The organism is Eikenella sp. NML120348 (genome assembly GCF_001648435.1).
GTDB lineage: Bacteria > Pseudomonadota > Gammaproteobacteria > Burkholderiales > Neisseriaceae > Eikenella > Eikenella exigua.
In genome coordinates, this window is sequence record NZ_LXSP01000002.1 from 111,744 (window position 1) to 126,920 (window position 15,177).

The 15,177-nt window shown below is 60.3% G+C and carries 16 protein-coding genes; 2 read left to right on the top strand and 14 right to left on the bottom strand.

All coding sequences use genetic code 11. The features are described from left to right. The first annotated feature begins 173 nt into the window (after positions 1-173). Together pnp and A7P99_RS03780 are read left to right on the top strand one after the other, a co-directional pair. Positions 174-2,279, top strand: coding sequence for a polyribonucleotide nucleotidyltransferase (pnp, locus tag A7P99_RS03775; protein WP_067448931.1), 2,106 nt, complete (start codon positions 174-176; stop codon positions 2,277-2,279). A gap of 195 nt (positions 2,280-2,474) precedes the next feature. Further along, on the top strand, positions 2,475-2,969 hold the full coding sequence (locus A7P99_RS03780; RefSeq protein ID WP_067448929.1) for a winged helix-turn-helix transcriptional regulator: 495 nt from the start codon (positions 2,475-2,477) through the stop codon (positions 2,967-2,969). Between the two features lie 55 nt (positions 2,970-3,024). On the opposite strand, the gene ampD is transcribed toward A7P99_RS03780, so the two are convergent. From ampD to A7P99_RS03845, 14 genes are all read right to left on the bottom strand, one after another. Continuing rightward, positions 3,025-3,588 (bottom strand): 1,6-anhydro-N-acetylmuramyl-L-alanine amidase AmpD, encoded by a 564-nt coding sequence (ampD, locus tag A7P99_RS03785; protein ID WP_067448927.1) that lies wholly within the window; start codon positions 3,586-3,588, stop codon positions 3,025-3,027. A 52-nt stretch (positions 3,589-3,640) separates the two neighbouring features. Further along, positions 3,641-5,284: a glucose-6-phosphate isomerase gene (gene pgi / locus A7P99_RS03790; protein ID WP_067528022.1), complete on the bottom strand. Its 1,644-nt coding sequence runs from the start codon at positions 5,282-5,284 to the stop codon at positions 3,641-3,643. A 116-nt stretch (positions 5,285-5,400) separates the two neighbouring features. Continuing rightward, positions 5,401-6,063, bottom strand: coding sequence for an oligoribonuclease (gene orn / locus A7P99_RS03795; protein WP_345840825.1), 663 nt, complete (start codon positions 6,061-6,063; stop codon positions 5,401-5,403). Between the two features lie 288 nt (positions 6,064-6,351). After that, positions 6,352-7,179, bottom strand: a complete 828-nt coding sequence (locus A7P99_RS03800) for a hypothetical protein (RefSeq protein ID WP_067686517.1) — start codon at positions 7,177-7,179, stop codon at positions 6,352-6,354. Next, positions 7,136-7,339, bottom strand: coding sequence for a Com family DNA-binding transcriptional regulator (locus tag A7P99_RS09605; RefSeq protein ID WP_082881522.1), 204 nt, complete (start codon positions 7,337-7,339; stop codon positions 7,136-7,138). The genes A7P99_RS03800 and A7P99_RS09605 overlap by 44 nt, the downstream gene beginning before the upstream one ends. 157 nt (positions 7,340-7,496) lie before the next feature. Continuing rightward, a complete protein-coding gene (locus tag A7P99_RS03805) occupies positions 7,497-7,973 on the bottom strand; it encodes a cytoplasmic protein (RefSeq protein ID WP_067686520.1) in 477 nt (158 codons plus the stop codon). Continuing rightward, the gene (locus A7P99_RS03810; protein WP_067686524.1) at positions 7,970-8,617 is read right to left on the bottom strand and encodes a DUF4376 domain-containing protein; all 648 of its coding nucleotides are present in this window, start codon (positions 8,615-8,617) and stop codon (positions 7,970-7,972) included. Before A7P99_RS03810 ends, A7P99_RS03805 begins: the two co-directional genes overlap by 4 nt. Before the next feature lie 13 nt (positions 8,618-8,630). Next, positions 8,631-10,043: a phage tail protein gene (locus A7P99_RS03815; RefSeq protein ID WP_067686527.1), complete on the bottom strand. Its 1,413-nt coding sequence runs from the start codon at positions 10,041-10,043 to the stop codon at positions 8,631-8,633. Positions 10,044-10,053: 10 nt separating this feature from the next. Then, positions 10,054-10,617: a YmfQ family protein gene (locus tag A7P99_RS03820; RefSeq protein WP_067686529.1), complete on the bottom strand. Its 564-nt coding sequence runs from the start codon at positions 10,615-10,617 to the stop codon at positions 10,054-10,056. Further along, on the bottom strand, positions 10,614-11,669 hold the full coding sequence (locus tag A7P99_RS03825) for a baseplate J/gp47 family protein (protein ID WP_067686531.1): 1,056 nt from the start codon (positions 11,667-11,669) through the stop codon (positions 10,614-10,616). The genes A7P99_RS03820 and A7P99_RS03825 overlap by 4 nt, the downstream gene beginning before the upstream one ends. Next, positions 11,666-12,019: a phage GP46 family protein gene (locus A7P99_RS03830; protein WP_067686532.1), complete on the bottom strand. Its 354-nt coding sequence runs from the start codon at positions 12,017-12,019 to the stop codon at positions 11,666-11,668. The genes A7P99_RS03825 and A7P99_RS03830 overlap by 4 nt, the downstream gene beginning before the upstream one ends. 46 nt (positions 12,020-12,065) lie before the next feature. Continuing rightward, positions 12,066-12,695, bottom strand: coding sequence for a phage baseplate assembly protein V (locus A7P99_RS03835; RefSeq protein WP_067686533.1), 630 nt, complete (start codon positions 12,693-12,695; stop codon positions 12,066-12,068). 9 nt (positions 12,696-12,704) lie between these two features. After that, positions 12,705-13,829: a phage baseplate assembly protein gene (locus A7P99_RS03840; protein WP_067686534.1), complete on the bottom strand. Its 1,125-nt coding sequence runs from the start codon at positions 13,827-13,829 to the stop codon at positions 12,705-12,707. Continuing rightward, positions 13,813-15,177, bottom strand: coding sequence for a DNA circularization protein (locus tag A7P99_RS03845; protein ID WP_067686535.1), 1,365 nt, complete (start codon positions 15,175-15,177; stop codon positions 13,813-13,815). Before A7P99_RS03845 ends, A7P99_RS03840 begins: the two co-directional genes overlap by 17 nt.

Here is a 15,177-nt window from a genome sequence, read left to right on the forward strand (position 1 = left end):
CCGGCAGCGTGTTAGAATGCGCGCCGGTTTCGGGCTGCACTTTCAGGTAGCCTCAAGCCTTTGTTTTATTTCCAACCTGCCCTGCCTGTCTGAAACCCTAACCATGCGCCTGCGTCTGTGCGGGCTTATGTTTAGTGTTTTAGCGGCAGCGGCCTTCTTCTAAAGGAATCTTAATGTTTAACAAACACGTCAAATCCTTCCAATACGGCCAGCACACCGTAACCATCGAAACCGGCGAAATCGCCCGTCAGGCTGCGGGTGCGGTAAAAGTATCCATGGGCGAAACCGTGGTGCTGGTAGCCGTTACTGCCAATAAAGAAGTGAAAGCCGGGCAGGATTTCTTCCCGCTCACCGTGGATTATCTGGAGCGCACCTATGCCGCAGGCAAAATCCCCGGCGGCTTCTTCAAGCGCGAAGGCAAACAGAGCGAAAAAGAAATCCTCACCAGCCGCCTGATCGACCGCCCCATCCGCCCGCTGTTCCCCGAAGGCTTCTTCCACGACATCCAAATCGTGGCCACGGTGGTATCGGTTGATCCGGAAATCGATTCCGACATCCCCGCCATGATCGGCGCTTCCGCTGCGCTGGTGTTGAGCGGCGTGCCTTTCGCCGGCCCCATCGGCGCCGCCCGCGTGGGCTACCTGAACGGCGAATACGTGCTGAACCCGACCAAAACCCAGCTGGCCAAATCGCAGCTGGATTTGGTAGTGGCCGGCACCGCGCAAGCCGTGCTGATGGTGGAATCCGAAGCCCAAATCCTGCCCGAAGACGTGATGCTCGGCGCCGTGGTATACGGCCACAATGAAATGCAGGCCGTTATCCGCGCCATCAACGAGCTGGCCGACGCGGTCAACCCCGAAGTGTGGGACTGGAAAGCGCCCGAAACCGATGCCGCCCTGGTAGCCAAAGTGCAGGAAATTGCCGGACAAACCGTGTCCGAAGCCTTCAAAATCCGCCAAAAACAGGCACGTACCGCCAAGCTGGACGAAGCCTGGGCCGCCGTGGAAGCCGCGCTGATTACGGAAGACACCGACACCCTGGCCGCCAATCAAATCAAAGGCATTTTCAAACAATTGGAAGCCAATGTGGTGCGCAGCCAGATTCTGGCCGGCCAGCCGCGTATCGACGGCCGCGACACCCGCACCGTGCGCCCCATCAACATCCAAACCGGCGTGCTGCCGCGCACCCACGGTTCCGCCCTCTTCACACGCGGCGAAACCCAAGCCCTGGCCGTGGCCACCCTCGGCACCCAGCGCGACGAGCAAATCATTGATGCCTTGAGCGGCGAATACACCGACCGCTTCATGTTGCACTACAACTTCCCGCCCTATTCCACCGGCGAATGCGGCCGCATGGGCGCGCCCAAACGCCGCGAAATCGGCCACGGCCGCCTGGCCAAACGCGCCCTGCTCGGCGTGCTGCCCTCGCCCGAAGAATTCAGCTACACCATGCGCGTGGTGTCTGAAATCACCGAATCCAACGGTTCCTCTTCCATGGCCTCCGTGTGCGGCGGCTGCTTGAGTCTGCTCTCCGCCGGCGTGCCGCTCAAAGCCCACGTGGCCGGTATTGCCATGGGCTTGATTCTGGAAGGCAACAAATTCGCCGTGCTCACCGACATCTTGGGCGACGAAGACCACCTCGGCGACATGGACTTCAAAGTAGCTGGTACCACCGAAGGCGTTACCGCCCTGCAGATGGACATCAAAATCCAAGGCATCACCAAAGAAATCATGCAAATTGCCCTGGCACAGGCCAAAGAAGCCCGCCTGCACATCCTTGAGCAGATGAAAGCCGCCGTGGCCGGCCCGCAGGAGCTCTCGCAGCACGCCCCGCGCCTCTTCACCATGAAGATTAACCAAGACAAAATCCGCGACGTTATCGGCAAGGGCGGCGAAACCATCCGCGCCCTCACCGCCGAAACCGGCACCGAAATCAACATTGAAGACGACGGCACCATCACCATCGCCGCCGTAAATGTGGAAGCCGTGGAAGCCGCCCGCAAACGCATCGAAGAAATCACGGCCGAAGTGGAAGTGGGCCAGGTGTACAACGGCGTGGTGATTAAGATTTTGGACAACAACGTTGGCGCCATCGTATCCGTGATGCCCGGAAAAGACGGCCTGGTGCACATCAGCCAAATCGCCCACGAGCGCGTGAAAGACGTGAACGACTACCTCAGAGTCGGCCAAAACGTGCGCGTGAAAGCGCTGGAAGTGGACGACCGCGGCCGCGTTCGCCTTTCCATGAAAGCCCTGCTGGATCAAACCCGCGAACAATAAGCGCAGGATGATTAGATAAAGCAAAGGCTACCTGAAACCTTTTCAGGTAGCCTTTATTTGAAACTACAGAGAAGTGCTTTCATAGCGGATTAAAATAAGAATGGGACGAGGCGACTGGTCGCAGACGGCTCCCACGTACGGCCAGGCAACGCAGCAGCATTCTTATTTCAATCACGATAATGATAGGAGAAGCCCATGCCCAACCGCCCCACCTTCAAAGAAGCCGACAGCATCGACCACCACATCCTCAAGCTCTTGCAGGAAAATGCCCGCCTGAGCATGACCGAGCTGGCCGAACGCGTCGGCCTATCTGCCACCCCCGTAACCGAACGCGTGCGCCGCTTGGAGCGCGACGGCTACATCAGCGGCTACCACGCCCGCCTCAACCCCGCCCGCTTGGGCTACGGCTTGCTGGTATTTGTGGAAATCAAACTGCATTCCAAATCCGGCGATATTTTTGAAGAATTCCGCCGCGAAGTGCTGAAAATCCCGCAAATCCTCGAATGCCACCTCGTGTCCGGCGAATACGACTACCTCATTAAAGTGCGACTGCAAAATATGTCCGCCTACCGCGATATGCTCGGCAAAATCCTGCTGCAACTGCCTTCCGCCGTGGAAAGCCGCAGCTATGTGGTGATGGAGGAAGTAAAGGAAAACGGGCCGCTGGCCTTGGAAGATTGGGAAGGGTAAACCAAAGGCTACCTGAAAATTTCAGGTAGCCTTTCTTAAATTGTTGCAGCAACGGTTAATCCATAACCCCCTTTGCCAGCACCACGCCCGCAGCGGCCAGTCGAGGCCAGTCGAAAAAGTGGCCGGGGTCGCTTTTGCGGCCGGGGGCAATGTGTTGGTGGCCGGTTACGGCTTCGATGGGGTAGTGCGCCGCCATGCTGTGCAGCAGCGGAATCAGGGCTTGGTATTGTGCCTCGGTGAAAGGTTCGAAATCGCAGCCTTCCAGCTCGATGCCGAGCGAAAAAGCGTTGCAGCCGCTGCGGCCGCGATATTGCGACACGCCGGCGTGGTGTGCCGCGTCGTTGCCCGACACAAACTGCACCACCTGCCCGCTGCGTTCAATCAGAAAATGGCTGGACACGCGCAAATCCACCAGCTGCGGGAAGAAGGGGTGCGCCTGCGGGTTGATGCGGTTGGTGAACAAATCGCGGATGGCGCTGCCGCCGTATTCGAAGGGCGGCAGGGAGATGTTGTGCAGCACCACCAGAGAAACGGTTTCGCCGGCGGGGCGGGACGAGAAGTTGGGTGAAGGGCAATGCACTGCGCCCTGCCACCAGCCATTGTGCCAAGTTGTGGTCATGATGGGATTCCGAAGAGATGGGATGGGGATTATAGCGGGTTGACAGGGAAGGCTATTTGGCTATCTGCTGCCGGTAGCGTTGGATCAGGGCGGCGGTGGAGGGGTCGTGCCCGGCGGGGGATGCGCCTTGCAGTTCAGGCAGGATGGTTTGGACGAGTTCTTTGCCGTATTCCACGCCCCATTGGTCGAAGGAGTTGATGCCCCACACGGCGCCTTGCATGAAGACTTTGTGTTCGTACATGGCGAGAATCAGGCCGAGGGTGTAGGGCGTGATGCGTTCGACGAGGATGGTGTTGCTGGGGCGGTTGCCGGGGAAGCTGCGCTGGCGGGCGAGGGCGGCTTGTTCGCTTTCAGGCAGCCCTTTGCCGGCCGTTTCGGCGCGGGCTTCGGCTTCGCTTTTGCCGCGCATAAGGGCTTCGGCTTGGGCGAAGGCGTTGGCCACGAGCCGGAGGTGGCGGCCGTCGTCTGCCCCTTCGCCGCTGAGGGGGACGATGAAATCGACGGGAATCACCTGCGTGCCTTGGTGGATGAGCTGGAAGAAGGCGTGCTGGCAGTTGACGCCGGCTTCGCCCCAAATGGCGGCGCCGGTGGCGAAATCCACGGGGTTGCCGTGGCGGTTGCGGCTTTTGCCGTTGCTTTCCATATCGAGCTGCTGGAGGTGGGCACTCAGGCGGCGCAGGCCGTGGCTGTAGGGGATGACGATGTGGCTGGTGCTGCCGCAGAAGTTTTGCTGCCAGATGCCGATGAGGGCGAGCAGGGCTGGGATGTTGTGCCGCCACGGGGCGTGCAGGAAGTGCTCGTCCATATCGTGCCCGCCGCGCAGGAATTCGCGGAAATGTTCGCGGCCAATGGCGCACATCACGGGCAGGCCGATGGCCGACCACACGGAATAGCGCCCGCCCACCCAGCCGAACATGCCGAACACGTTTTGCGGGGCGATGCCGAATTCGGCGGCGGCGGCGGCCACATTGGCCGATACGGCGGCGAAGTGCCGGGCGATGTCGGCTTCGCTGCGGCCGGATTGCAGAAACCAGCGGCGCGCGGCTTGGGCGTTGAGCAGGGTTTCGGGGGTGCGGAAGGATTTGCTGGCCACGATAAACAGCGTGGTTTCGGGTTCTACGCGGCGCAGGATGCCGTCTAAATCGGCGCTGTCGAGATTGGCGGCGAAGTGTACGTTCAGGTTTTGCCGATAGGGGGCGAGGGCTTGCACCACCATGCGCGGGCCCAAATCCGAGCCGCCGATGCCGATGTTCACCACATCACGGATGGGCAATCCGGTGCAGCCCGTGTGCGTGCCGTTTTGCAGGCGTTCGGCAAAATCGAGGGCGCGGTTTAATTCGGCGTGTACCTGCGGCACGATATTGATGTCGTCCACATACACGGGCGCGGCGTTTTCAGGTAGCCTCAGGGCAGTGTGCAGCACGGCACGGTGTTCGCTCAGATTGATTTTTCCACCGGCATACATTTGGCGGCGCAGTTCGGCCGCGCCGGATTCGTCGGCCAGGCGGCAGAGCAAATCGAGGGTGTCTTCGCCGATGAGGTTTTTGCTGTAGTCGAGCAGGAGGCCGTTGAGTTCGGCGTGCATGCGCTTGAAACGGTCCGGCTCGGCGGCGAAGCGCTCGCGCAGGTGGAGGTGCGCGGTGGCGCAGCGGTGTTCGGCCAGGGCTTGCCAGGCGGGAAGGGAGGTAGGGAGCATGGTGGGTTTAGCGTGTGGGAAGGGGTGGGCGGGGCATGGTTTTCTTAAATGGGGATGGGTGGAGGGGCTACCTGAAAACGATGTCTTGGCGTAGCCAAGGCTGAGTTTCTGCGAAGCTAAAGCGCAGGCTTCAACGGAATCCAAACGGGCGGGCTGTTGGGCTTCGCAGCTGCTTCGCCGCGTCCGTTCCAGGTAACCTCTTGGTTTGTTCCGTTTGCTTCGGGCAGGCGCAGGAAGGTTTGGCGGTAGTGGCGCAACTCTTCGATGCTCTCCAAGATGTCGTCCAGCGCGCGGTGCGAGCCTTTTTTGCTGAAGCTTTTGTAAGCAGCAGGATGCCAGCGGCGGGCGAGCTCTTTGAGGGTGGATACGTCGAGGTTGCGGTAGTGAAACCAGGCTTCCAGCTTGGGCATGTAGCGCTGCATGAAGCGGCGGTCTTGGTGCACGGTGTTGCCGCACAAGGGGCTGGTACCTGGCGGAATCCATTGCGCCACGAAATCGAGCAGGCGTTGCTCCACTTCGGCTTCGGATAGCGAGGAATCTTTCACGCGCTGGGTGAGGCCGGTGCGCTCGTGGGTGCTGGTGTTCCAGGCATCCATGCCTTTGAGCAGTTCGTCGCTTTGGTGGATGGCGTAGGATTCGGATTGGGCGAGGATGTTTAAATCGGCATCAGTAACCACCACGGCGGCTTCGATAATGCGGTCGTGCTCGGGGTTGAGACCGGTCATTTCCATATCGAGCCAGCAGAGGTTGAGGGGATTGGGATTGGGCGGAGTGTGCATGAACTTGCTCGCAAAGAGGATAAATGGTGCATTGTAGCGGATACGCCAAACCTTAAAAAGGTTTACCGCGAGCAGATACGGCGGCACAATGCTGGCTACCTGAAAACTTTATCTATAGAAAGCCTGCTCATGTGTAAGGCGGCGGCAGCTTTTGCCTGAATTGGCATTAGCTTTTGCACCGCCGCGGCGTAGGAAATTGTATCAGCTTTTGCACAAATTTATCCCCGTTTAATGGTCTGTTAAACGGGGATTGTCTTATGCCTTTAATAAGTAGTATGCCGCTTGTCGTCAGAACTTATAAATCAGGTGGTCATCGTAGCTCGAATTGCGGTTGATGGTGCTGCTTACTGTCAGGGTTTGGCTACCTGCAAAACGCTCCCAACCGGGCAGGCGCAGCTCGGCTACAAGGTCGAGATAGGCGGGCAGCTCGCTACGCGTGCTCGAAAAGAGTATGAAGGGCGGCCTTACCATTGCCATCAGGCGCAGGAACTCGACCATGCCGAAGTAGGCTGCCTTACGGTAGTTGCCCTGCTGGGTACATACGTAGGGTGGGTCGAGTACCAATAACGTGCACGGGTTGCTAATATGCTGCGGTAGCAGCTCGCGGTAGGATTGGCTGACTATCTCCACGCCTTGCAGGTAGTCTTGTGCCTCAGGGTAGTCGCTGAGGCTGATGCAATTGTACATGGTTTTGCGGCATAGCTCGTCCAAATCGGCGGCGGTGTTGCCGCTGAATAACAGCCACGACACCAGACAGTCAAGGTCGATATAGCCGCCGAAGCTGCGGATGGCGGCCACGATGGCAGCCTTAATTGCTGGCGGCACCAGTTTGCTACGCGGAACAGGTGCCAGCAGCCCGGCAAGCAGGCGGCGCAAACGGTTGATGTCGGGGATGTGTTGCAGGCGCTCGCTGTAGCCGTCGTAGTCGTTATAAATAGCGCGGGCGGCCGGTTTGCATTGTTTGGCGGCATGCGATAAGAGGCCGGAGCCGCCGAAGGCGTCTAAGATTGTCCAATCCTCCCCATCGCCGGGGATGTGCTCATTTAATACCTGTTTAAACAGCTTTAAAAAGTTACGTTTTTGGCCGGTGAACGGTAGCGGGGCTTTGCGGTACATAAGTGCCTTTCTGCGTGGGGTTCGCAGTTTCGGCACTCTGGGCGCTCTGGGTTGTTAAAGAACTGAATTGGTTTACTGTTTTGCAGCGTTGGCACTTGATTTGCACGGTGCCGCTGCCAACAGCCAGTAATTTGCCGCAGCTTTTGCATCGGTATTGCATTATTTTTCCTACATTGCGTGATACAATCCGCGCGCCCTCGAGGGTGGCGGCCTTGGGTCAATGCAGGCTGGTTCTGCTTGGCTGTCGCGGCGGGTGTTCCCGCACCCGCCGTGTCGCCGTCTTGGTTCTTTCCTCCCCGCCCGTGTGGCGGGGTTTTTCATGCCTGCCTTTTTAGAGCGGGCACAATGGCGGCGAGGTCGTTTGGCGACCAACGCCAGCCGTCAGGCAGCCCCAATGCGGCGGCACACCACTCGGAGCAAAACCACTTATCGCCGCGTTGGCGGGTTTTGAATACCACACCGACGGCACCGAACCAGTCGTAGGGTTGGCTGACGGTATTGCGGTATAGGCGGTCGAGCTGGCCGTGCTCATTGATGCTGTCGGGCAATGGGATTAGATCCCACTTATCGGCGGGCAGCGGCATGGTTTTGGCGCGCACGCCACCATCGCGCACGGAAGAGGAAATGCAGTCGTACTCGCCGCCTTCAGCCGGGCCGTAGGCAATCTCGGCGTGGCTGTATTGTCCTCGTGTGAGAATGCGGGTGAGCCAGTCGGTGGCTCGGGCACACCATACGCGCCAGCCGGTGCCATCCCGATGGCCTTTATAGAGGGCTAGGTAGTATCGTGGTTTCATGCTTGCGCCTCCTCAAGCTCGGTGGCGGGTTGCTCATCAAAGTTTGCCGTCCAGCCGTCGCTGTAGTCGTATTCCAGCGGATTTTCGGCCTTTAACATAGCGGCTTTATGCTTCTCGGCATTGATAAAATCCACCTCCTCATCATCGTGCATGGTCTGCATGATTTCGCGCAGCAGCTCTGGGGTGAGCATCAAAAAGCTGTTATCCATCGTTTTCCAGTTGATGGGTTTTTTAAAGCCGCCCGTTACGCTTTCCAGCGCCAGCGCCAGATATTGCAGGCGGGTGGCATCGTCCGTCTGAAACCACTTGCCCACGCTTTTGACAAATACCCCGTGCCGCAGGTTGTCGTATCGCTTGGCTTTGATGCGCTCCCAAACTTCCTCTTGCTGATCGGCCTTAAGCCGGGCGGCACACTCTGGGTCGATGTGCCACTGCTCGCCGTCCCAAGTGCTGGATGGGCAGGGCGGCTGCTCGGCCAGCACGGGTTTGCCGTCTTTGCCCGGCATGATGACTTGGCCGTTTGATTGCCCGGCCAGCAAGGCAGCGTGCTGCTCGGGGCTGATGGCTACCGCATCTTCAGGTAGCCTACTGTGGATTTGGTCGTCGTAAAAACCGCCGTTGGATTGTGAGTAATACAGTGTCATGAGTTATCTCCCGTTATTTGCCGATGGCGCGCCAAGCGAAGCCCTGGAAATCATTGGCCGCCGCACCTTGAGCCCATGTGTTAAGCATGGCGCTAAAGCCGGTGGACGTTATCTCTCCCGCGCCGATGGTTAAGTCCGTGCCCACTGAGCCCGACCGGCCGCCGCTTTTGACGGTGATTTGCACGTTGTAGCACTCATTCGGGAAGGCGATTGGGAACGTTACCTTAACCGGACCTTCCCCCTGCCAGCCCATCGGCACGAAGCCCCATTGGTCGATGAGGCCGTTGGGCAGTTTGGTGTAGCCGTTGGCGCCGGCCTGGTGCTGCATGGCGTCGGCCATCTGCTGCCTAACCGTATCGCCCAAGTCGCTGATGTCGGCAGCGCGGTGGGTATGGTTTTTGTCGGCCTTATCTTGCAACTGTGCGGCCAGCGTGGAGGCATCCAGTGCTCCGGCATTGGTTACTTTGCCGTAAGCCTTAATCCAAAACACGATGTCATCCAAGCTATCTTTGGCTTTGATGCACAGCACCATGCCGATGTATTTCGGGGTGTTGTCCTGATAATAGGGCTGCGGCGTGAATTTGTCGGTGTATGCCCTATCCCATGTCAGCAAAGTAGCGTGTTTTTGCGAGTAGCTACCATTCAAAGCATTAACGTGGTCCTGCCCGTATTTGTCGCTTGATTGGTTGCTACCCTCGGTGCCGGAAAGCTGCCCCAAACTGATAAATTTCTGGTCACCGACTTTGACCTGCCCGGGGTAGTAATTTTCATAGGGCAGCGGGTGCAAATTGAGGTCGTCGTTACCGTAGGCGGCGAAGGCAATCATGTGATGGTGGTCGCCTACCATCCACGGGTATTGCTGGCCGATTTGTCCACTGCTGCCCACGTTGCGCACAAAGTAATCATCTACCGGCTTGACGTTGGCAATGCTGCCGTACTGTGCCACCAGCTTGCGGTACAGCTCGGGATAGGAGGACTGCGTTACTTTTGCTGCAATCTCGTCATACTTAATCCAGCCATCCGGGATGTCGCCAAACGGAAAATAGGCGGTCATGCCGATGTCGGAGCGCGTAAGGTTGGGCAGCTTGTTGCCACCCAATACGCGATACAGGTCTGGATAGGTAGCCTGGGCAAAGGTGCTGCCGTCGGCCTTTAAAAACCCTTCTTGGCTGGTAACGGCACGGGGGAAACCCATTACCGCGCCAACAGGCAATCCTTTGCCGCCGGCCTGCTCGTCGATGATTTTGCGCAAAGCCTCGACCACTTGGTTTGGCTTGGCTTTATCCGGCTGGATACTGGCCGCAGTCAGCACGGCCAGCAGCTCGGATTGCACTTGGTTGAGCCACCACGCGGGCAGAATCGTGCCGAGTTCGCTCACGCCGTCGCCGTCGTGGAAGGTCTTATCGGGGGTTTCGATGGGGTGCATGGTTTAGTCCTTATCGGTAGGTAAATCGGATGGCGGTGTGGGCGGGCTTGAGGCGGTTGAACAGGCTCTCAATCACGGCATCGCTGTATTGGCTCAAGCGGCTGCCGGCAGTGCCGGAGCCGGCGCGGAAGCGCCACACGGTTTGCGATTGGGCGGCCACGTCCACCCACCACACCCACATGATGTCTTCGCGGGCGAGGCGGTCGCCGGCGCGGTTTACACCGGCGCGGAAGGGCTGCGGCTCGCTAATGGTGATGGTGTAGCCGGCTGCAGCAGCCAGCCGGATGAAATACGGGATGCTCAGGCCGCCGGTCTCATTGAGTTTGGCCAGCACGTCGGCCACGCGGCGGGCGTAGTTGTCGGGCTGCGGCGGGTTGATGCCGAGCAGGCGCTCCCAGCGTGTGATGTCGCCGCCGGCAGTGGGGGCGTAGGCGGCAGCCAGCACCTGTGCCGACTGTGCCTGCACGCCGTCGAATATGGCGGCTTCCGCCTGCCGCTCGGCGGCCTGCCCGGTGGCGCACACGTCGTAGCTGACGGGCGGATAGTAGAGGGGGAGCAGGTCGGCGTAGGTCATAACAGGGTCATCTCAAACGTGCCCAAGGCGAGCCATTGGATGTGCGGGGTGATGGTGGCGTTTTGGTTGGTGGCCGGGCTGTCGAGCACGCGGTCGCGCACGCCCGGGGTATCGCTAATCAGCGCCTCGATATGGCTTTTATATACGGTGTCGCCCGGCTTGATGGTTGCAAAATAAGCCGACAAAGCACGGGCGGCGGCATCCTTAACCGCAGGCAGGGTGTAGCCGTCGGCCAGCGATACGCGCACCGATACATTGAGCGGCACGCGCTGCGGCGCCATCACCTGCACGTTTTTGGCGGTAACCGGGCGGCGCTCGTCGATATACTGCTGCACGGCACGCACCACATCGGGCGAGGGCAGGCCGGACGCAGTGAGGATGGCCACGTCCACCGTGCCCAAGCCGCGCCGCAACGGATACACAAATGCTGCCTCCACCCCCGGCACGGCCATTGCCCAGCGGTAATAGTCGTAGGCATTGCCGCCGGCGGGCGGCTGGCGCAAACGCGACAGCAGCCTGTCTAACAACGCAGCATCGCTCTCGATATCGGTGCCGCCCACCATGCTGGTGAGCACGGCATCTGCCTCAATGCCGGCAGGCGGGCTTTGCAGTTTGGCTGGGGTGTTGTCCGGCTGATTGCCGGCGGCGCCGGTGCTCAGGCAGTGGCAGGCCAACACCGCCTGCCCGCTGCCGTCGGTTTGGCCGGCAGCAGTGGTTTGGTAGGCGATGTCGCCTACTTGGGCTACCAGCCCGGCAGGCAGCACGGTATTGGGCGCGCCGCTGATGCGGACGCTGCCCGCCGCTGCGGCAGCCGCTTTGCGCCAAATGCGGTACATGGCGCAATGGCGCTCCAAATAGGCGGTGTCCGCCGTATCGGCAAACACCTGCCGCAAAATCCACTCTTGATGCTGGTATTGCCCCTCGGCCAGTGCGGCCAAAGCGGTGGCGCGGGCGTAATTGTCGCTGCCGGGATGGGTGTGGGCGGCAGGCTGCTGGTTGCTCAAATCGCGCAGGTAGTCGCTGCGCAGTTGCTCAAAGTTTTTGGTTTTCATGCCAGCCGCACCTCATGGATTAAGGATAGATTCCGACCGCTCATGTCTTCCCCGTCAATATCCAGCCGCAGCCAGCCGCGCCGTGCCAAAGAGGCGGCCACATTGATGCGGCGGGCGCGGTGTGCATCTAAAATCGGCTGCAAAGCCTGCTCGGCATACTGCTTGGCCAGCACGGCGATGCGCGGCAGGTCTTTCATGCGGCGCAATTCGTGCAGGCGGCTGCCCAGTGCAGGTTCGGCCCAGTAGCTGCCAAGCGGGGTAACCAGCCTTACATAGACTTCGTTTTCGATGCCTTGCGCGGATTGGTTGGGCAGGTAGTCGCCGGTGGCGGGGTTAAGTAAAGCGTCCATAACCGCATTATGGGTTATGGACGCTGGGGGAACTGCTTGAGTGGCTTCAGAGGGGTGCGCCGGTGGTGCCGCCGCTGTCGCCGGGGTGCCGGTGGCCGGTGAGGGATTTGCCGGAGGCCACCACGTCGCCGTCGGTGGTGTAGCTGCCGCCGATTTGGCGCACATCGCCCTCGAAGCTGGCGCCGCTGCCGCCTTGAATCGCCATGCCGCCGTTGCCGTTGATTTGCCCGGCGGCGGTCACTTCGGCGGTGCAATCCACATTGGGTGCGTCGATATTGACCCCGCCCGGCGCTTTGATATTGAGCACTTGGCAGTCGATATCGATGATGCGGCCTTTTTTCAGCACGATTTTGGCGCCGTCGGCGTTGTACACCGCAGTCTCGCCCTCTTGCAGGTTGGTGATGCGGTAGGCGCCGTTGCAGGTATTGACGACGATGCCGTGGCTGGTCTGGCCACCCAAGGGCAATACAATGCAGTCGCTGCCGGCAGGCGGGTGGCCGGTGAAACCAAACTGCTCGGCATGCTCCAAGGCCTGCACCGTCTCGCCGTCCAGCCCCTCAATCTGCGCGCGTTGCACGCCGGCGGCGGCATCGGTGCGGGCGATTTTGCCGCGGAATGCCTGCCGGATGCCGCCCAGCATCCGCTTGATGCGGCCGTCCACTTGTTTAGCGTCCATTTATCGTCCTTAAATAACCTGTAATTCCCGTGCCTGACGGCCTTTCCGCCCGCCGCCGCGGCGTTTGCGGCTGCCCCTGCGGCGGCCTTTGCCGCCTTGGCCTTTGTTGTTTTTCGGCGGTTTGGCCTCGGGTATCCATGCCTTGTCCTCTTTGAGGGTGAGGATGGTTTGCGTGGGCTTGCCGCGCCCGCCGATGAACTTGCGCGCCATCAAAAAATAGATGCCGTCCAGCCCGTCCGGCTCGCTCAACAGTTGCAGGCGCTGGCCGGGCTGCCACAGCACGCCGTCGTCGTTGCGGTGCCCTTGCACGGTGGCGGTGATGGTGAGGCCGTCCAATTTGCTGTCGCCCAGCCGCTTTTTCGCCTTACGCTCGGCGGCCGCTTGGTTGTCCACATCCGCCTCCACGATAATCAGCGGGCGGTGCACCTTGACCGTGTCGTCTTTTACCGTGGCGCGCAGGTTGTGCTTGCCGCTGTGGCTCTGCCCCAGCACGGTAATCTCGCTGAAGCGCTGCGAAAAATCGCGCTCCACCTGCAACTGCTCTACGTTGTTGCCCTGCCCGGATACGCGCACAATCAAATCGGCCACCGGCTTGGTGGTGTAGTCGGGCCCGCCGATCACCAGTGTGCCGTCCGGCTCCAGCCACGGCCACAGCCCGTTGGCCTCGGCATACTGCGCCAAGGCATCCCAAGCGCGGCTGCCCGGCTCGATTTGCACTTTGTTGGTGCGCGCGGTTTGCGCCGCATCGATGCGGATTTTACTGATGCCCAAGGGTTTGACGATGGTGTCGATAATCTGCTTTAAATCCATATCCTGCGCGTTAAAAATCGGGCAGGAGCAATCCAACAGGATGCCGGCATCATCGCGGCCGGAAATGGTGAGCGTTTTTTGCCCTTTGGCGGTGGTGGTGCTCACGCGGTCGATGCGCCCGCTCAATACGGTATCCTCGCCCACCCGCACCTCCACCGTATCACCCGGCTGCACCGCATCCGGTTTGGCGTCTACCGGCCGCCCGAGCGTGACCTGAAAATCATCGGCCGGGGTGAGGAGGTCGCTGTCGATGTCGTAGTCTGTCCACTGGCTGTGGGTTTTGCCTGCAATTAAGAGGCTTATGGTGTTATTGGGCGTAGGCATTTAATACGGTTCCGCGGGCGATAAAGTTGGGATGCACAATGCCGGGATTGAGGCGCAGCAGCTCGGCTTGGCGGCTGTGGTCGCCATACCAGCGGAAAGCCAGCAGGTGCAGGCTGCTGTCAGTCGGCACCACCTTTTGCACCAAGGGCGGGTGCAGGTTAATCAAGGCTTGTGCCTGTTTTTGCAGGGTATGCGCCAACGTGCGCACGCTGTCGGCCAATTCGGCGCTGCCCTCCAAATAGGGCTGCTGCGGCAACAGGCGGCGCTGTTCCAGTTGGCGGTAGAGCTGCTCAGGGTCTGGCGGGTTGTCCTGATACAGCGAGAGCAGCAAGGCGGCCAACTGTTCGGCCTGCTCGGCGCTGGCGGAGAGCATCATCACCGCCAAGCGGTTGGCGGCCAAAGCGCTGTTGAGCTGGGCGCGCACATCGGCCAGCAGGCGGCTGATTTCCGTCGGCGTAAGTTCGGGCTCGTCCTGCTCGGCGGCAAAAATATCCGCCAGCTCTTTGGCCAGCGCGGTGCTGCCCACAATGGCAATCGCTGCCGTGAGCGCGGCCACATCCGGCAAAGCGGCCTGCGAGCGGGCGGGTGTGGCGCCGTTATCCAAGCCCTGCCGGTATTGCCACGGCACGGCGGCGGCTGTTTTGGTACCGCCGGCCAAATCGCGCCAGCCCGACAGGCTGCTTTCCGCCGTGCGGTGCATCCCGGCCAGCGCGCCAAACACGCCTTTGAGTTCGGTGAGCAGCACGCGCGGGCTGTTGAGTAGGTTCAGGCTACCTGAAAATACCCCGTTCACTTGGCCGTATAGCCGCCCCACTACATTGAGCACAGCGGCGTGAAAATTGTTCCAGCGGTGCTGTTGGGTGCGGATTTTGCCCAAGGCCTTTTCCAGCACGCCAAAACCTTGGAAGGCGGCCAAGTCGGCCACCCAATCCGCCTCGTCGGCCAAAGCCAGTGCCAGCTCGCGCCCGAAAAACGGCGCGGCGGCCACGCTCTGCTTGAAGCTTATGTTGATTTCGGCATAGTCCGGGCTGTCTTCGCTGTGCCGCACCTCGAAATCGGCCACCACCGTGTCCGGCACGCTGCCGTAAATCGGGTGCACCAGCTCGCCGCTGCCGTGTTCGCGCAGTACCTTGAGCAGGCGTTGCAGCCGCGCCTCGTAGTCGTCGCCATACAAAACGGCGGTGAGGTTAAACTCCAGCGCCTCGCAGCCCGTGTCCTCAATATCCGAGCCGTCCACAAAAGGGTAGCTGTGTTCGGCCAGCGCGTGTACGCCGCGCAGGGTGTCGGCAGTAGCCTCGAAGGCCACGCCCTTGTAACTGGCATCAAGCAGGGTATCTTGCCAACTCAT